Genomic DNA, 18,012 nt, shown 5'->3' on the forward strand with positions numbered 1-18,012 from the left:
GGTTAGCTTCCGTGGTACCACCCAGCTTCACTATACATTGCTTAATGTACAGCCTCAGGCAGAGCGAAAATATTCGCTATCTGCGCACGTTAACGGATGCAGACCGGCCATCCCTAACGCTAATCAGCGGTTCAGGACAGCAGCTCAGAGGCGAGTTGGTGCTCGGGATTAAGGCGGTGATTTCAGCAACTACACCGCTCTCTGGACATAAGCGCCCGTATGACCTGCTCCTCTTCATAGCCAATCTTTTCAAAAACTTGATCATATTATATTCACAAATTTAGATTTTAGTCAACCGTTATTTTTATTTTTTTGTATTGCCCCTGCTCCCGGGGAGCAAGTTACTTAACGGAAGAGCCTGTATCCTCAATGATCAAATCAACATCATACGTCACTTCCGACTTACTAAAGACACGATCCCAATCCTGCTCCACCTTCCTCCAAACCTTCGGATGCTGCATCCGAAGATGATCCCCGAATCTTCCAACATCGACCTGGTATACATCACGCATTTTATGAATGACATCCTTCATCATCGTATTCAGCTCTTGCTTGAAGGCTTCTTCCGCTTCGCTGATAAATTCCTCGTTGCCGGCGGACTCCTCCATATCCCAGTTCTCCATAAGCCTTCCCTTCGTCTCGATCTTTACATGAAACGAGATATTGTCCCCATTGACCTGCGATTTTGTGCTTGACTTGGCCGAGATCACTTCGTAGATCAGCACGTTGCCATCCTTGTCATAAGTCTTAAGCACCCCGCCATGGATCGACCCATGAATCCAGGACAGTGCCTGAGTCTCCCGCACGGATAACGATCCGATCCATTTCCTGTTCTTCCCTTGAATGATGGAGGATCCGGCAATAGCTACCTCATCCTTGGAGCTGGACAGATTCTGCAAAGTAAAGCTTGTGCCGGAATTTATGATTCCGTTCAGCTTGGTGAGATTTTTAGGAGGTAATACATTATTGGCTTTGCCCCCGTTCTCGGTCAGGCCGGTAAGCTCCAAGGAGGGGATTTCGCCGGAATTGTTGCTGACGAGCACCTCGCTCGCTTTGCTCTTGCTCATTAATACAAGGCAGCTTGGTCTGATCGCGTTATCCCTTAGCACGAATTTCAACAGCTTGTCAATTTCTATTCGCTGTGCAAGCTCCTCTGAAATAACAATCACTTTGACATGATGACCCATCATTGGCTTGGATCTCCGGGTGGCCATTTGACGGATCATTTGGAACAGAGAGTCCCCGGTTTCCTGAATATTCGAATATAAATCGCTGCTTGATTTATCCGCTTTGCCGGAAGTTGGTCTTTTTTGAAAAGGAATAATTTGAAAAGTGAGTGTAACCCGATCCTTCTTGGGGTAGGCATTCCCATTCATGGCCAGCTCCTTCTCTTCTTTCGATGGTTCGGCCACATCCATCCCCAGCCCCACAAGTACCGTCTGATCCTCGATTTCTTTAATTCCCCAGCACCCGGTAGTAAGAGTCAGCAAAAGCAAGAGCGGGAAGATAGCCAGTATATATCGTCTCAGTCGATCCATTTCACCTCGCATCCCCCTTTTTGAAAATAATGGCATATAGCAGCATTAATGGAGGCAGAATGATGAATATAGCAACCCCGACATTAGCAAAGAAGCCACCGAACTGAAAGAGCTCATTTACGTCTCGGGGAAACGAAGCAATGATAAATATGACCGGCATCGATAAATATAGAATCGGTTTCTTGCTTGTTCGGAAGGTTTGTGCAATCCCGGTTGTAGATATATATTGCAAAATAGAGAAGGTTGTTAGAATTTGCATGATCCAGACAACAAGCAGGAAGAAATCGAACCTCTCGAAGAAAAGCCCCTTAATCTCGAAGCTTCGCAATAAATCCACGATCGGCCAGGTACTGCTGACGGCCCCATGCACACTAATTCCGCCGATCACCATGATGAAAGCGATCAGATTCAGGAATAAAGGGACCGTTATCCCCATAACTAGCGCCGTCCCGGCCTTTCCGGGATGCTTCATTGAAGCGGTGAGGATGAACATAATTTCATGCCCCAGAAATACGAGCACGGTTGAACCGACACCTTGCAATGCTGGGAGAACTCCGTCACCAAGCACAGGGAGCAAATTGTCTATTTCGAACACTTTACTGCTCAGAATCATCGAAAAAACAAATACCACGATAGTGATTGGCAGTATGATCTCGTATAATCGGGCTATCGCCCCAAGCCCACCCAGGATTAGATATAAGCCAACCCAAATAAAGGACATCATAATCCCCCATCGGGGAACATCCTCAAGCAGGTAGAGCGTGGTTACTTCGAACATCACTCTCAGCTCAAAGGCAGCTATAAAAATATAAAAAGCCGCAATTCCAACATTGAACAAGCTTCCCAGCCACTTTCCCATAAGATCTCTGGAAAATTGAAAAAGTGTCTTGCCCGGAAATCGCTGGCATAGCTTAACGATGCAGGTTCCGGTCAGCACGACCAGAATGCCTCCGAGGATAATGGATATCCAGCCATCAGAGTTATTCATCTTGTCAGCAAGTACTCTTGGTAAAGTGAGTATCCCCGACCCAAGCATACAGTTGCTGATAATCACTGCGGTTTGTGAAGTCGTGATTTTCTTATCCTCGGTTAACATATAATCCTCCTCGATCACGCCCTCATTTACTTCTGCGGCTGGAATCCTTCGTCTTCATCAGGATGGGGCGCCGGTTCATCAGCTTGAATGGCATGCGAAATACAAAGTCCTTCCAGTCATTCAACCGGTATGGAGACATTGGGCTGACATATGGTACGCCAAAGCTCTTCAGCTTCGACAGATGGCTGCAGATCAAGATGAAAAACAGCACGGTTCCAAACAGCCCCAGAAACGCCGCAAAGAACATCGCCAGAAACCTCAGCATCCGTAGAGTAATCCCGGCACTGTAGGATGGAATAGCAAAGGATGATATAGCCGTTACCGCCACAACAATAACCAGGAAAGGACTGATAATCCCCGCATTTACCGCAGCATCGCCAATAATCAGACCTCCAACGATACCCATCGCAGGGCCGATTGGCTTGGGCAGCCGAATGCCGGCTTCTCTAAGGATTTCAATCGAAACTTCCATAATTAGCGCCTCAATTATCGAGGGAAACGGGACGGTCTGCCTGGCCTCTATAATCGTGACTACTAACTCAGTAGGAATCAGTCCCTGATTATAGGTAATAAAGGAGATATATATAGCGGGTGTAAATACGGCTAAAAAAGCGGTGAAAAATCGCAACAACCGCAGTAGTGTAGCTGGTATCCAGCGCTCGTAATAATCCTCCGGCGACTGGAGCAGCATGCTGAAGGTCACGGGAACAATTAATGCAAAGGGAGTTCCATCAAGTAAAATGGCTACCCTGCCTTCCATTAAAGCACCGATGACCCGGTCCGGCCGCTCGGTGTTCTGGACCTGCTGGAACAGGCTCATGCTGTTGTCCTCAATCAGCTGCTCCACATAACCTGATTCCGCCACATAGTCCATATTGATCGCTTCAACCCGGCGGATAACCTCTTCGACCAGTTCAGAATTGGCGATATCCCTCATGTAAGCGATGATCAGATCCTTTTGGGCGCGCGCTCCAACCTTGAATTTGGTCATCTGCAGGCTCTCGTTCCTGCCATGACGCCTTAATAAGGCGGTATTCTCGCTTAAGGTTTCTGTAAAGCCAGTGCGCGGGCCTCTTAACAGGCCTTCGGATACCGGTTCCTCTATAGGCCTGCTATTTCCGGCAGATCCGTTCATAAACACCACTTCTTCTACCCCTTCAACCAGCAGCGCTACAGAACCCGTTAATATGCTTTCTATTACCTGATCCAGATGGCGAGTATCGCTGACTTGGCTAATGGACAGAATCTGCTCCAACAGACTTTCCCTCGTAATGGGAATAGGGGGGTCATCCCCACAATGGTTCATCAATGATTCCAGCACCCGTGTATCCATCAGATTTTTATCATAAAGACCATCTGCATACAGAAGAGCGGCCTTTTTCTCTTCCCGGAGGATGAACTCCCGAATATGAACATCGCAATGACGAACGGATTGCTGCTTAAGCACCGCAAGATCACGGTCATAGTTCCCCGTTACCGGCTGTTCGCCGGGAGTCTCTCCCCCGTCATTATTACTTGCAGCTTTCGACGTACTTGCCCCCTTGCTCTTTGCAGAGCTGCGATTGTTCAATTGGGATTTCAACCAATTAGACAGAAAGTAGAAGACCACCGGCAGAACCAATGACATGACCGCTTGAAGAATAACGTCCCACCCCGGAAAATGGGATACTATGAATTTCCACATATTTATCATCCTAACGGCTCAAAAGCCATGAGATTACCGAAATTCGACGTAATATTCGCAACATGTAGTCTTTCCATAACTGTCCAAATCATGCAAAAGGAGCATGTGTCCACAAGAAAAAGCGCTTATCCGGCGGTAAACTATTCCGCAGCGAATAAGCGCTTGTTGCCTGTTGTATGATGATCAAAAATAAAACCTAAAAAGGAGGCAAATCATCGTCCTCTACCTCTACCTTCTTATCCATGATCCGCTGAGCGACAACCTCAAATGAATCCGGCTGCAGCAGCTCTACCGGAGAGAATGCCTTATCAAAAGAAATAGATTCACCTTCGAGGATCACCGCATAACGGCCATTCAACTTGGCGATATGAACCTCATTGCCGAAGTCAGCTAATTTTCCCTTAACGACCGTATCGCCGATTCTGAATTTCAGTTCAATCTCCGGCTTAATCTCTACAATACGCTCGGCGGCCTCAATAACCTCTGCCGGCTCCCATTTATCCTGGATCACCCGCTTCTCACTCGCCGCCCATAACTCAATTTCCTTCTCTACCTGCTGGCGCTCTTCCTCGTTCTCATCCGGCCATTTGTTCTCAACATAAGTCTGGACGAACTCCATAACCTGCTCATTGACGATCTCCGGGATCGACATCTCATACGTAACAAAGCGGAGGAAATCTTCAAAATATTTGGCATGGGAGGATTGATGAATCTTCAATTCCCATTCGTCAACCATCCCTTCCTCATACATATGCGGATATAGGATTGATTTCATATTACGCGCACTGATCGCCATCTCAACCGTGCTGATCAGGCTGCGTTCATCAGAAATCCGGGCGATCTTCGGTTCAAAGTCACATTTCAGTACGAAGATATACGGATCCTCCGAATATTTCTCCAGCTTCGCCTGTATAACGATCAAAGCTCCTCCGCGAACGGAGCTCGTATCCAGGTAGCTGCGAACCAGATCATCACAGGCATTCTTGTAATCTTCCTTATCCTCAGCTCCGCGCAGTCTCGCGAACATATTGAAGTTCGGATTGCTGTCCAGCTCATAGCCAGGTTCTACAATAAAACGCCCTATCTTCGTTGGAGCCTGCTCCACCGCAGGATTCTTCTCCACCTTGCGCTTGGCGATCCGTGAGAACTCCCCGTCCAGAAAAGAACGGATCTCACTGTCCACGTACTCGTAGCCGTCCATCGTCTGAAAATGCTTGTAATTCTTGACTGTCTGGCCTTCCTTGCCCTCAACCTGAATAACGAAGAATGATAAGTAATTAACCGTAAATTTCATGAAATAATAACCCCTTTACGCATCTGAAAAATCCGTAGCAGACAATAGCTCATTATATCACGAAATATGTCGCGAAGGTGTTGTGTCCATAAAATGAAAATACCCTGGAACGGATCCGGTTGCTGATCGATCGTTCCAGAGTATTGATTGGCCGGGATTAAAATTCATCCAAAAAATGAATCCCATCCAAAGCAGCTATTGGTATTAATGTCCGCTTGGAGCATCATCCACATGCTTGACATGGTGCTGGTTCATAAAGACGAACAGGACAGCGATGAGCACAAAGGCAGCTCCCACAATAAATGGCACATGAGAATTGAAGCTTTCGCCTAATTTCCCCGCCAAATAAGGGGCAATCGCTCCGCCGATAAAGCGCAGGAAGCTATAGGCAGCCGAGGCTGTAGAGCGCTCAACCGGAGCTGCATTCATAACGGCAGCTGTAATCAATGTGTTATTGTTGCCCAGCAACGCACCGGCAGCTATTACGGAGATAATGATAGCCAGCTTGGAATCTGTCCAGATCCCCATCGCAAGCAGGCAGAGAGAGAACAAGAACAACAACGCGCTCATCGACTTAATGGTGCCGAATTTTTCTTTCAAAATCGGGGCCACGAATACAGATGTGATCGCCAGCAAGATTCCCCAGCCCAAAAAGATATAACCGAGGCCATGCTCATCCACGCCCATCTCACCCAGTACTAGAGGCGCATAAGCCATCAGTGTAAAAAATCCAAAATTGTAGAAGCAGGCAGTTAATCCGAGAACAAGTAAAGAGCGATGCTTCAAAGCACGGAAGGGTGCTGAAATTGAGGTTTTGGAAGGTGTTCCGGAACTTTCGCCTGCCGAAGCTGAAACCTTAGACCGAGGCATAAATGCGCTAAGGCCGATGAAAGCTACAACCATTAATGAAGCTACGCCAAAGAAAGGGCCCTTCCAGCTGATGGCTCCGAGCCATCCGCCAAGCAATGGCCCGACAGAAATGCCTAAACCGACCGCGGCTTCATACAAAATGACCGCTTGCGTCGTGCCGCTGCCGGAGAGAGTAACAATCGCTGACAATGCGGTAGCTACGAACAACGCGTTACCGAGGCCCCAGCCTCCACGCATGCCGATGATCATCCATATATTGTCGAAGTAGCCGCCTAAAAATGAGAATATCGCAATAATAACGATGCCGAGCAATAAGGTTCTTTTTATTCCCAGTCTTGAAGATATCACGCCGGTAATCAGCATGGCAATCGCCATCACCGCGTTATAGCTTGTGAACAGCAAGGATACCTCACTGCTGCTGGCATTTAAATTTTTTGCAATCGCTGGCAGAATCGGATCGACCAGCCCCAGACCCATGAAGGCAACGATACTGGCAAAGAATACAGCCCATACCGCTCTTGGCTGCTTAAGCAAGCTCGTTGCGGTCTGTTCCGGCTCCAATAGACTTGATTCGGCAGATAGTGCCGCTGATTTTGAAGACATGTATCATTTCCCTCCATCTCTGTTTCTATAAAATGTAATTGTACAATACAACTACATCATTGTATTATACAACTACTTTCGATCTTGTCAATACAATTTCGATCAACTTGCTTTGAATTTATATTGCTATGCGCAATGTGTTACTATTAGTTGGTGGACATAATACAGCTTGTATAATTATTTGAGGTGAGTTGAAGTGGAACATTATAATCTGGATAAGATTGAGCTTGAGCTTGCAATCCTATACCGCAGAATGACTAATCGTAAGCACGAGGTGCTTGACCGCTCGGCCTATATCTTAATGCATCAAATAATGAGGCATGGAAAGGCTGGAATTAAGACTTTGGCCGATGAATTCCATCTTGATATATCGACCGTCAGCAGACAGGTATCTTCGTTAGAAGAGAAAGGTTATGTATTGCGCACCCCTGATCCGTCTGATGGCAGAGCTTTTTTTCTGGAGGTAACCGAATTAGGGCAGCATAAATTTCAGGAAGCGAGAACGGCGCGGCAGGAACGGATCAGCAATCTGCTGAAGGATTGGAGCGATGAGGAAGCTGAACAATTTGGCGCTCTCTTGAAGAAGCTCAACCGAACCTTTAATTGAAAGAGCTTTTTTCTGCTTTGGAGTTTTCAACTGCATCTTTTTGACGGTGGATGTTAGCGCTAAAAAATGTAAAATTTGCATTATTGTTCGAAGCAGCAAGATACGTTTTTGGGTCTTTCTATTATGAATTTTTCATATGATGTAATTTTATAATAAATGAGATTTGTTGATATTTTCAAGCCGCATTCGTGTACAATAGAAAGTAGGATTTAAGTCAGTTTTGCTAATAACCAATAAACTAGGGTTTATATTTAACATCCAAGCTTCCCGGTGCTGAAAACCGTCCTTTTCTGAACACTTATTTTAAGCAAAGGAGATGCGCTCTTATGAACTATAGCGACTATCCTGTGGAGATTATCGAGCGGGCGATGACCCCCCGAGGCGAAATCCAGCTTCAACGTAGGGGAAAAGATTACGAAATCATCAGCAATGGCACATTTCTCATGGCAACCTACAATGGGAAATCAGAGCGCCTGCTTGTGCGTTGTGCTTTACAATATGTCTCACAGCCTCATCATGTATTGATTGGCGGACTTGGCGTCGGGTTCTCCCTGCAGGAGGCCCTGATCCACCCTCGAGTAGAACAAGTGACCGTCGTAGAAATCGAGCAGAAGATTATTGCGTGGAATAAGCTGGAACTGGCGGATAAGTCCGGTCGGGCATTGGAGCATCCTAAAACCCGACTCATTCACGCAGATCTCATCGAATGGATGGAAGTGGCGGAGGAGCAATTTGACCTAATCTGTCTGGACATTGACAACGGCCCGGATTGGAAAGTGTTCGAGCAGAATCATTCCCTGTATCACGAGAACAGCTTCTGTAAATTGCATAAGCTGCTTCAGCCCGGTGGGTGCATTACCTTCTGGAGTGCCACTGCTTCTCCTGAATTTGCAGAACGAATGAAGCGATATTTTGGCCATGTCGAGGTGCTTACGGTTGAGCAATCCCGTGGGGAACCGGATTACATATTTCTCTCACGCAAGCTGGAGGTGTAATAACAAATGAATGTACAAAAGGTGATCGATCGCAAGAAGCTGGACGAACGGTTAGTTCACATGCCTTGGTTCGTACAGCAATTCATCGATTATAAGCTGCCGGATCTCTCCCCCTCCACACTGCTGGAATATATAAGAGATTATGAGCAATTTTTGGGCTGGCTTCGTGCCGAAGGATTATCTGCAGCTGTAAATAACGCAGGGGTGACTCTGCTGGAGCTGGAAACCTTGCGAATGGAGAGCATCGTTGGCTATCGCCTGCATTTAACGACTCGCACAGAGGGGACGAACTCCAAGATCACGGTTTCACGCAAAATGTCCTCCCTCCGCTCCCTGTTTCATTATCTAAGTCAAATCGCCGAGGACGAGAACTTCTACCCGCTGCTGAAACGCAATATTATGGCCAAGGTGGAAATTAAGCGCATCCATAAACCGAAGGATACGGCAGCCAAGCTGAAGGGAAAGATCCTTGAAGAGGATGAACTTATTGAGTTCATTAGCTACATTGCCGAAGGATATGGACATGATATCGAAAATAATAAGCAGGCGCTGTATGCGCACGAGCATAATAAAGAACGCGATGCCTGTATTGCCAGCCTTATTTTGAATTCCGGACTTCGCGTATCCGAGGTCGTTAATTTGAATGTGAATGATCTGGATCTAAACAATAAGCTGCTCTACGTATACCGTAAAGGGAACAATGACGAGACGTTCAAGACCCCGGTCTATTTCCGCGAGCAGTCCAAAGACGACCTCGTCCATTACTTAACGTTGCGGGAGACCAGATACCGCACCCCGAAACGGGAAAAAGCCCTCTTCGTCGCGCTTCCCAACGGCCAGGCCGAAGGCAAGCGAATGACAAAGAGAGCCATCCAAGCAATGATTATCAAATATGCCAAACGCTTTGGCAAACCTTATCTGACTGTCCATAAGCTTCGCCATTCGTTTGCTACCGATTACTATCTGCAAAATGACATTTATAAGACGAAGGAGCAGCTTGGCCATGCCTCGACCGAAACGACCGAGGTATACGCTCACTTGACCGACAAGACGATGTCCGAGGCGATCGAGCGGCGAGTTGAATAGTACATTATCCTATTCAGCAAGGGGCGTTAGCCCCGCTTCGCTTAGGACCCAGGCCGCTATCTTCTCAAGCTCATTTGCTGCAAAATGAGCGAAAGGCGCGGCGGTGACTTCCCCTCCCCGCAAGGCTTGTCCAGTCCCTGCCAATTGCGCAGGGCCGGACTGCGCTTTTGCAGTCCGGGGGATTTCATTCGCCGCTTTTCCATTCCCTGCCGTCTCTGTTTCCCTCACTACATAGGCCTTCACCTGATTTAGCTCCTGCAGCAGTACCCGATCTTCTTCGCTGCGAAGCATCACAATCTTCGGAAATGCCTCTCGCTTATAACCCTCCACCAGAATCAGATCGTAACCGCCGAATCGCGCGATTAATTCCATCAAGGAAGTCTCCTGCTCTTCTATCAAGGCCGTCCGGTAAGGAGATGTGATAGCGATCGCTGCTGCGCCATGACGGCGAAAAGCATACGTATCCGTCCCATCATGATCGATCTCAAAGCCATGAGCATCATGCTTGATCACGGCTACTCGCAGCTTCATATGGCTGAACAAGGGCAGCAGCCTGCTGATCAGCGTTGTCTTCCCGCTGTCCTTATAACCGACGATTTGCATAACAGCGGGCGGCGCAGGCCTACTCATCTCTCACCAGCCCCCGCCAGGCAGCCTCAGCGCTTTAACCTGCTCACCGGCCTGAAGCCCTGTGGTCGTTGGGGGTATGACGATCAGCACGTCGCTGTCCTTGATCGTGACCATGACAGACGATTCATCAAGCGCTGCCGGATAAGCGATTGCCTTCCCGGAGGAAAAATCCAGCCTTCCTCTTACGAACCGGGTGAAGTTGTTGATTTTCTTGTAATCGCTGCCCAGTTCCGCAGGGATCTCCGTCAGAAACGGCTTCTCCCGGCCAAGCATCCCGCCAAGCAGCGGACGTACAAACAGCTCGAAGCCGACGAAGCAAGCGCCGGGATTACCGGAAAGCGCAAACAGCATCTTCCCGTTCTTCACCGCTGCTGTCGTCACACTGCCCGGGCGCATCGTCACTTTGTTGAACAGCATTTCTACATCCGGCCCCTTGACCAGATCAGCCATAATGTCGTAATCGCCGACGGACACTCCACCGGTCGTAATCACAACATCATAATTGATCAAAGCCTGCCCGATGATCCGCCGGGCCTTGTCCAATTGATCGGGAATCGCTTCAAGCAGATGAGGCTCCCCTCCCGCTTCAATAATCTGACTCGCCAGCATATAGGTATTGCTATTGCGAATCTTGCCATCCACCAGCGGCTCATCCACATCCAGCAGCTCGGAACCGGTAGAGAGCACAGCCACCCGCGGACGCTTCATTACCGGAACCGCAGCCAACCCGAAGGTAGCCAGCACAGAGATCTCGCCAGCGGACAGCTTGCGTCCTTTCTCCAGAAGCCGTTCCCCTGCGGAAATTTCGTAACCGACCGGAGTAATATTAAGGCCCGGCGAAATCGGCCGTCTTAGCTTGATATAAGTTCGTCCATCCTGGATCTCCAGCTCCGTCATCTCTAGCATAATAACCGCATCCGCCTCATCGGGCACCTTCGCCCCCGTCATAATGCGAGCCGCTGTGCCGGGAACAAGAGGTACAGAAGGCAAACTGCCGCAAGGGATTTGATCTACCACTTGCAGCAGAACCGGCTCCTCCGCATGACAATGCTCTGTATCGCTGCTCTTGACCGCATAGCCGTCCATGCCTGAACGGCGGAAGAACGGATACGGATGGGGTGCAACCACATCTTCAGCCAGAATCCGCCCCATCGATTCAGCAAGCTTCACTTGCTCCGTTCCGCCCGGGACGACGAATGGCATGATGCGAGCCTGGGCCGCTTCGACGGATACGGCATGGCGACGGAATTTATCTTCGTTTGTTGCTGCTGTCTTGTCCATGTCTTTTCCCCTTCCTTCCTATTCGGAACAGGCGCTGAGATAATCGCCGAACACAGCTTCCGTACGAGCCGACACTTCGGTGATTTCAGCCTTGCTTAAGTGATCATAATGAATTCCCATAACGACAGTCACGGTACATTTCAGCCTCTGTGCTGCTTTTCTAGCCATATTAACCGTCAAGACATGCTCCTTATGCCCCGGTACTGCGGTGGTCTCAACCTCTATATTTTCACCATTCCAATAAGCCGTTGAAGCGGCACCGATATGTTCGACCCCGCCGGTAATCAAGATCACCAGATCGCGCCCCATGGGAACAGCCTGCAATTTAATATCCTCAAACGCCATTCTTCCTGCCTCCTCTGAACATCCTCTCCTAATTCTATAGGATGCCGCGGATTTCGTCCAAGGTAGAAATGTTCTCGGCGATCATAAATTGCTCCACTTGATCAAGCAAGTCCTCTCCAGCCCGCAAATTCATAAAATTATAGGTTCCAACCTGCGTGATTGCTGCCCCGGCCATAATAAATTCGATAATATCGGTTCCGCTGCAAATCCCGCCCATTCCCATCACCGGAATCGATACAGCCTTGCTTACCTGATGCACCATGCGCAGTGCGATCGGCTTGATCGCAGGGCCGGATAAGCCGGCATAGAGATTGTTAAACACGCTGCGGCGTTTGTATATATCGATCTTCATCGCCGAGAAAGTATTTATGAGGGATACGCCATCGGCCCCTTCCTGCTCACACATGACGGCCATGCCTACAATGTCCTCCGCATTCGGAGACAATTTGATGACAAGCGGCAGCGACGTCGCAGCACGTACCTTCCTGACGACCTCCCGTGCCGTCTCCGTCTGGATGCCATAGGCCATCCCGCCCGCTTTGACATTGGGACAGGAAATATTGAGTTCAATCATGTCGACAGCCGGATTACCCGCAAGCGCCCTTCGCTTGGCATCCGCTTCGATTCGTTCAGCTCCCTCCACATAGTCCTCCATCGTATTCCCGCCCAGATTCACAATGCGAATCAGATCCAGCTGCTCCCAGCGCGGACACTCCTCGCTTAGGAAAGCTTCGACTCCCGGATTCTCCAGGCCAACGCTGTTCAACAACCCGGATGGCGTCTCATAGACTCTTATGCCGTCATTGCCTGCCTTCGGGTGAAGGGTCAGCCCTTTGCCGGAAATTCCCGCAAGGCGATTCAGCTCATAGAGCGCTCCATATTCCTGTCCAAATCCGAAGGTTCCGGAGGCCATAACGAGCGGATTCTTAAACGTCAGCTTGCCGAAAGAACATGATAAATCGATCATTCGAATACAACCTCCTCTGCCGGAAATACAGGACCATCCGTACAAGCCTTCTTCCGTTTGTCTTTACATTTTACACTGCATACCAGACAGGCCCCAATCCCGCAAGCCATCCGGTTCTCTAGTGAGACATATACCTTGGCTCGTCCGGATGAAGCTTGTTGCTTGCGCTGCACAGCGTGCAGCATCGGATGGGGTCCGCAGGCTATGATCGTATCATAGTGCTCAAAATCGAGATCGTCGAGAATCACGCCACCCACATTGACATGTATCTGTGCAGCGGAAGCTGCACGGAATTCTTCTACCATGTAAGACTCGCGGCTAAAGCCGAGATACACGTCGGCATTCGGAACCTGGCGCAGGGCATAATAAAACGGGGCAATCCCGATTCCCCCGCCAACAAATGCCGTCTTGCCTTCCGGAGCTTCAAATCCATTTCCAAACGGACCTTCCAGCCTCACATGATCCCCTTGCTTCAAATTTGAGAATAGTCTCGTTCCCTCTCCAACGACTAAATACAGAAATTCGATCCGTCCAGGCGTAATATCGAAAATACTCAGCGGCCTGGACAGCAGCGGATAATGGTCCCATGCGCGTATCATGTAAAACTGGCCCATCTTCCCGACGAATTGACCGGCAACGGCCAGACGAAATACTCCTGGTGCTACTTCCTCATTGGATACGACTTCCGTCAAATTGTTCAGTCCCCTTTCTTATTGAGGTTGTTCAAAAAGCCCACTTCCGATCCGAAAAGCCGACGAAGCCATGTGGCCTGCGAAAGCCTCTCAGTTGTTCACGACCAACTTCCTGCGCCCCTCTTCTCAGTTCCTATGCTCATCCAACAGAAGCGTTTGGAAAAATCTCATATCGGAAACATGAGCTCCGTTACTGCAAAACCGGCCTTTTTGAACACACTATAGACGCCTGCTTGATTTTATACACTTCATTTAAGGATGCAATTTTTCTCGCCTACTAGTCTGTGATAAACATCACCCCAAAACGATTTAGCCCTGAGTAAAACGCTTACCTTGAAAATTAACCATTTTCTCATATTTTTCAATGAATATGGGCATACCAGAACATGACATTTATTTTGGAGAAGAGGTAATGCTATGTCCACAAAACTCAAACACTGGATGATCGTCTGCACCATCCTGCTCATGTTGTTCCCAAGCTCTGGGAGCATTGAAGCCAAACGGTCGTCACCGGGTGCACCGGGTACGGAGGACACGGCACCTACATCCACTGAGAGCAGTGAAAAGCCGCTTAATCTAGCCGAGCTGCAGCGCAAATATTCCGAGACCTTTGTATTCCGCGGTCCTCGGGTGAAGCAGGTCGCACTTACTTTCGACGATGTGCCAGACCCCCGATTCACGCCGCAAGTGTTGAAAATACTGAAGCGTGAAGGTGTCAAAGCCACCTTTTTCGTCGTAGGCAGCCGGGCCAAGAAACATCCTGATCTCGTTCGGCAAATCCACCGTGATGGCCATATCATCGGCAACCATTCCTATACTCACAATCAATTCAAGAAGCATTCGATGCAGGAGTTCCAGTCCGAAATACTGCGGACCGAAAAGGTGATTCAAAATATCGTCGGTTATCGCCCGAAGCTGATTCGGCCTCCATACGGTGATATTAATGAAGCTCAGGTTCGTTGGGCGAAGCGGCATAGCTACAGAGTCGTAAACTGGAACGTCGATTCTCTGGATTGGAAGGGGCTCGACAAGGACAAGGTCAAGCAGAACGTGCTTGAAACGGTTGGTCCCGGATCGATCGTTCTCCAGCATGCCGGAGGCGGCTCGGGCTCTAACCTGAACGGTACGATCGAGGCGCTGCCCGAGATTATCGAACAATTGAAATCCAAAGGCTATCAATTCGTTAATGTGGCCGATATGCTCCAAACCAAGAAAAATAAATTGTAATAAATAGGGCCGTACCGGAACAGCTTCTGTCCGGTACGGCCCTATAAAATCGATGAATCTATAATCTGCTATTTCAATACAAACAACTTAACATCCTGATAACCAAACTGGTTCACAAAGGAAGTACTGCCCGGGATGAAAATATCGATCCGGTTGCCCTTGATCGCTCCACCGATATCTGTCGCTGTCGCTACAAAAGCTTTCTTAGGCAGGCCTTCATGATCATGTCCGGTTACGAGCACCTTGGTGCCCAGAGGAATCACTTTCGGGTCCACTGCAATCGTTCCTAGTTTGAGCGGGTTGCCATAATAATCTACCGCGCCATATCCGCCATTTTCACTTGGAGCTGAAGAATACGCCGTCGCTTTGGCGCTGATCGTCTTGGAGTAATTAAAGCTCTTGCCCCAAGCTTCAACCACCTTTTGATCTGCAAGTACGCTTAGCGTAGGCAGCAGAATGGCGCTGTCGGCAGATGAAGCCTTCATTTCTGGAGCAGACATCGTATTGCTCTTGTTATCAGGAATTGTGATGCTAAGACCTTCGTATATATTGGTTGCCTGGATAGTCGGATTAGCGGTCATCAGCTTGTCCATCGGCACTCCATACTGCTTCGAAAGTGTATAGAATGTATCTCCTTCCTTCGCTGTATGTAACGAGTCGGCCAGCGCAGGAACGGATTGGATCGCTCCAAATAATCCAGCGGTAATCAATGCTGTCTTCATCATGCGCTTGAATGTCCATGTATGTTGTTTCTTCATGTTGTCCTCCTTTGATTTCGCCTGCGGAGTTAGTTGTCGGATTCGGGAAAAGGAAGCTTCCCTACGCGAGAATAGTAACAAATGATAGATTCATTTTTTGTTACTTTATCAGCCGCGCTTCACCCCAAGATAGCCAATCTGTAAATGACTCCATTTCAAATCGGCCTTTCGTTAAATCGTCCCCCGCACTTGTCCTAGTAAGTTTCGGCTCATTGAATATATCACAACTTTGTAACCAATAGCTCATGTAATTGTTACCATTTGCGCACAAAGCCTGATGTAACAAGGTATTTTTAATCTTAATTAATGACAAATACAGTTATATGTTTACTATATAAGCGCAACTCAACATGAGAAATGTGGACTGGAAAAGCCGGACTTGCTCTTTCTTTGGTTCGACCTCTATAGTAGTAAAGAACGGATAGGATGGTATTCCGCATAGCGAAAATATTGGGTTGGAGGGGTGAAGCATTGGGCTTGCTGCATCATATCGAGATTTACGTCTCAAACCTTAAACGTTCGGCAGAATTCTGGGGATGGTTTCTGTCAGAGCTTGGTTATGCGCCGTTTCAGGAATGGGAAGAAGGCCGGAGCTGGAAATTAGGAGACACTTATCTAGTGTTTGTTCAAGCCAAAGAGAAATACCTGGACGTTCCCTACAATCGATGTCGTGTGGGGCTGAACCATTTGGCATTCCATGCGAATTCACGGCAACAAGTGGATGAGCTGACTGTCAAGATTCGGTCCAGAGGATTAAACGTGCTTTATCAGGATAGGCATCCTTTCGCCGGCGGAGAAGACTATTATGCCTTGTTTTTCGAAGACCCTGATCGAATAAAAGTCGAGTTGGTAGCACCTTGAGCATCCCTGTTCGCGATACTAGCAAAAAGGACGATCCCCAAGTAGTATTTACTACCGGGATCGCCCCTTCCATTCCTCGCGCAAATATATCGCTCGGTTAGAGTACTTTGCTCAGGAACTCCTTCGTCCGCTGCTCCTTAGGCGCACCAAATACTTGCTGTGGCGAGCCTTGCTCCAAAACCTGGCCTTGATCCATAAAGATGATGCGATCGCCGACCTCACGGGCAAAGCCCATTTCATGCGTAACGATGACCATCGTCATTCCTTTGTCGGCCAGCTTCTTCATAACATCAAGCACTTCTCCGACCATCTCGGGGTCAAGCGCGGAGGTCGGTTCATCAAACAGCATTACATGCGGCTCCATCGCCAGCGCTCTGGCAATGGCAATCCGCTGCTTCTGCCCACCGGACAATTGTGAGGGATAGGCATCCCGCTTATCCTGCAAACCGACAGTTTGCAGCAGATTCATCGCTACGGCCTCTGCTTTGTTCTTGTCCATCTTCTTCACGCGTATAGGCGCAAGGGTGATGTTATCGAGCACCGTCTTGTGCGGAAACAGATTGAACTGCTGGAACACCATCCCCATCTTCTGACGAGTCAAGTTAATGTTGTGCCCTCGTACGGTAATCGATTCGCCTTCGAACAGAATCTCGCCTTCAGATGGAGTCTCCAGCATGTTAAGACAGCGCAGGAACGTGCTCTTCCCCGATCCGCTTGGACCGATTACAACGACAACCTCCCCTTGCGGGACCTCAAGGTCTATCCCCTTCAAAATATGGAGATGACCGAATTTTTTATGCAAATTTTTAACGGTTATCACTGGCCTTCAACTTCCTTTCGAACACACCCAAAACCCGAGATAGTGTGAATGTCAGAATAAAATAAATTACTGCAACGATCAGATACGGTGTCATCCCGTTATACGTGATGCCAACGACAGAGCCGGATTGGAAGATCAGCTCGGTCACACCGATAATGGAGACGATAGAGGACTCTTTAATAATCGTTATGAATTCATTGCCGATGGCCGGAAGCACCGATTTAATCGCCTGCGGAATGATGATGAAGCGCAGCGACATTCCCTGCGACATCCCGAGTGAACGCGCCGCTTCCCCTTGTCCACGATCCACGCCTTGAATACCTGCGCGAAAGATTTCCGCCAAATAAGCCGAGCTATTGATGGACAAAGTAATCGCACCCGATTGAATCGGAGTAAAGTTAACGCCGAATAATTGCGAGAAGCCATAATGAATAATCAACAGCTGTACCATCATCGGCGTTCCGCGCAGGAACTCTACCCAAGCATGGCCGATGAAACGGACGATTTTTAAGGGCGACATCCGCACCAAAGCAACCACAAGCCCGAGAATAAAACCGCAGATAACACCGATCGCAGCCAATAAGAGCGTATACTGCACACCGGTGAAGAAGTAATCGCGGTAATCCCAAAACATCGTAAAAAACTTCATAACCAGACC

Annotated in this window: 18 protein-coding genes and 1 riboswitch; of the genes, 5 read left to right on the plus strand and 13 right to left on the minus strand. The window is 48.5% G+C overall.

What is annotated here, in order from left to right; translation table 11 throughout:
* Positions 1–341: 341 nt before the first annotated feature.
* The 5 genes from BN1360_RS19285 to BN1360_RS19305 all read right to left on the minus strand — a co-directional run bounded on the left by BN1360_RS19285 (position 342) and on the right by BN1360_RS19305 (position 7,085).
* Entirely contained in the window at positions 342–1,538 is a 1,197-nt protein-coding gene (locus tag BN1360_RS19285) for a Ger(x)C family spore germination protein (protein ID WP_068781438.1), read from the minus strand.
* 1 nt (position 1,539) lies between these two features.
* Entirely contained in the window at positions 1,540–2,634 is a 1,095-nt protein-coding gene (locus tag BN1360_RS19290) for a GerAB/ArcD/ProY family transporter (RefSeq protein WP_068781439.1), read from the minus strand.
* A gap of 22 nt (positions 2,635–2,656) precedes the next feature.
* Entirely contained in the window at positions 2,657–4,318 is a 1,662-nt protein-coding gene (locus tag BN1360_RS19295; RefSeq protein WP_068781440.1) for a spore germination protein, read from the minus strand.
* Positions 4,319–4,514: 196 nt separating this feature from the next.
* Positions 4,515–5,612, minus strand: coding sequence for a DUF3900 domain-containing protein (locus tag BN1360_RS19300; RefSeq protein WP_068781441.1), 1,098 nt, complete (start codon positions 5,610–5,612; stop codon positions 4,515–4,517).
* 204 nt (positions 5,613–5,816) lie between these two features.
* Positions 5,817–7,085, minus strand: coding sequence for an MFS transporter (locus tag BN1360_RS19305; RefSeq protein WP_068781442.1), 1,269 nt, complete (start codon positions 7,083–7,085; stop codon positions 5,817–5,819).
* A gap of 196 nt (positions 7,086–7,281) precedes the next feature.
* Between BN1360_RS19305 and BN1360_RS19310 the strand changes: the two genes are divergently transcribed.
* The 3 genes from BN1360_RS19310 to xerS all read left to right on the plus strand — a co-directional run bounded on the left by BN1360_RS19310 (position 7,282) and on the right by xerS (position 9,773).
* Positions 7,282–7,692: a MarR family winged helix-turn-helix transcriptional regulator gene (locus tag BN1360_RS19310; RefSeq protein ID WP_068781443.1), complete on the plus strand. Its 411-nt coding sequence runs from the start codon at positions 7,282–7,284 to the stop codon at positions 7,690–7,692.
* Between the two features lie 326 nt (positions 7,693–8,018).
* On the plus strand, positions 8,019–8,687 hold the full coding sequence (locus BN1360_RS19315; protein WP_068781444.1) for a spermine/spermidine synthase domain-containing protein: 669 nt from the start codon (positions 8,019–8,021) through the stop codon (positions 8,685–8,687).
* A 6-nt stretch (positions 8,688–8,693) separates the two neighbouring features.
* Positions 8,694–9,773: a tyrosine recombinase XerS gene (gene xerS / locus BN1360_RS19320; RefSeq protein WP_068781445.1), complete on the plus strand. Its 1,080-nt coding sequence runs from the start codon at positions 8,694–8,696 to the stop codon at positions 9,771–9,773.
* A gap of 9 nt (positions 9,774–9,782) precedes the next feature.
* Here xerS and mobB read toward each other — a convergent pair whose 3' ends face one another.
* The 5 genes from mobB to BN1360_RS19345 are packed head-to-tail and all read right to left on the minus strand — an operon-like array spanning position 9,783 to position 13,688.
* Positions 9,783–10,403 carry a molybdopterin-guanine dinucleotide biosynthesis protein B gene (gene mobB, locus BN1360_RS19325; RefSeq protein WP_068781446.1) on the minus strand — a complete coding sequence of 207 codons (621 nt, stop codon included), beginning with the start codon at positions 10,401–10,403 and terminating at the stop codon, positions 9,783–9,785.
* A gap of 3 nt (positions 10,404–10,406) precedes the next feature.
* Positions 10,407–11,684 carry a molybdopterin molybdotransferase MoeA gene (locus tag BN1360_RS19330; protein ID WP_068781447.1) on the minus strand — a complete coding sequence of 426 codons (1,278 nt, stop codon included), beginning with the start codon at positions 11,682–11,684 and terminating at the stop codon, positions 10,407–10,409.
* An 18-nt stretch (positions 11,685–11,702) separates the two neighbouring features.
* A complete protein-coding gene (gene lpdD, locus BN1360_RS19335) occupies positions 11,703–12,029 on the minus strand; it encodes a prenylated flavin chaperone LpdD (RefSeq protein ID WP_068781448.1) in 327 nt (108 codons plus the stop codon).
* A gap of 34 nt (positions 12,030–12,063) precedes the next feature.
* A complete protein-coding gene (locus tag BN1360_RS19340; RefSeq protein WP_068781449.1) occupies positions 12,064–12,996 on the minus strand; it encodes a dihydroorotate dehydrogenase in 933 nt (310 codons plus the stop codon).
* Entirely contained in the window at positions 12,993–13,688 is a 696-nt protein-coding gene (locus BN1360_RS19345) for a dihydroorotate dehydrogenase electron transfer subunit (protein WP_068781450.1), read from the minus strand. The genes BN1360_RS19340 and BN1360_RS19345 overlap by 4 nt, the downstream gene beginning before the upstream one ends.
* Positions 13,689–14,105: 417 nt before the next feature.
* Between BN1360_RS19345 and BN1360_RS19350 the strand changes: the two genes are divergently transcribed.
* Positions 14,106–14,915: a polysaccharide deacetylase family protein gene (locus BN1360_RS19350; RefSeq protein ID WP_068781451.1), complete on the plus strand. Its 810-nt coding sequence runs from the start codon at positions 14,106–14,108 to the stop codon at positions 14,913–14,915.
* Positions 14,916–14,983: 68 nt separating this feature from the next.
* Here BN1360_RS19350 and BN1360_RS19355 read toward each other — a convergent pair whose 3' ends face one another.
* On the minus strand, positions 14,984–15,673 hold the full coding sequence (locus BN1360_RS19355) for a 3D domain-containing protein (protein ID WP_068781452.1): 690 nt from the start codon (positions 15,671–15,673) through the stop codon (positions 14,984–14,986).
* 4 nt (positions 15,674–15,677) lie between these two features.
* Positions 15,678–15,893, minus strand: a riboswitch (cyclic di-AMP (ydaO/yuaA leader).
* A 257-nt stretch (positions 15,894–16,150) separates the two neighbouring features.
* Between BN1360_RS19355 and BN1360_RS19360 the strand changes: the two genes are divergently transcribed.
* Positions 16,151–16,534: a VOC family protein gene (locus BN1360_RS19360; RefSeq protein ID WP_372776383.1), complete on the plus strand. Its 384-nt coding sequence runs from the start codon at positions 16,151–16,153 to the stop codon at positions 16,532–16,534.
* A 97-nt stretch (positions 16,535–16,631) separates the two neighbouring features.
* On the opposite strand, the gene BN1360_RS19365 is transcribed toward BN1360_RS19360, so the two are convergent.
* On the minus strand, positions 16,632–17,354 hold the full coding sequence (locus tag BN1360_RS19365; RefSeq protein ID WP_068781454.1) for an amino acid ABC transporter ATP-binding protein: 723 nt from the start codon (positions 17,352–17,354) through the stop codon (positions 16,632–16,634).
* Positions 17,341–18,003 carry an amino acid ABC transporter permease gene (locus BN1360_RS19370; RefSeq protein ID WP_068781455.1) on the minus strand — a complete coding sequence of 221 codons (663 nt, stop codon included), beginning with the start codon at positions 18,001–18,003 and terminating at the stop codon, positions 17,341–17,343. The genes BN1360_RS19365 and BN1360_RS19370 overlap by 14 nt, the downstream gene beginning before the upstream one ends.
* Positions 18,004–18,012 lie beyond the last annotated feature (9 nt).

It is taken from the genome of Paenibacillus sp. GM2, assembly GCF_900069005.2.
Classification (GTDB): Bacteria; Bacillota; Bacilli; order Paenibacillales; family Paenibacillaceae; genus Fontibacillus.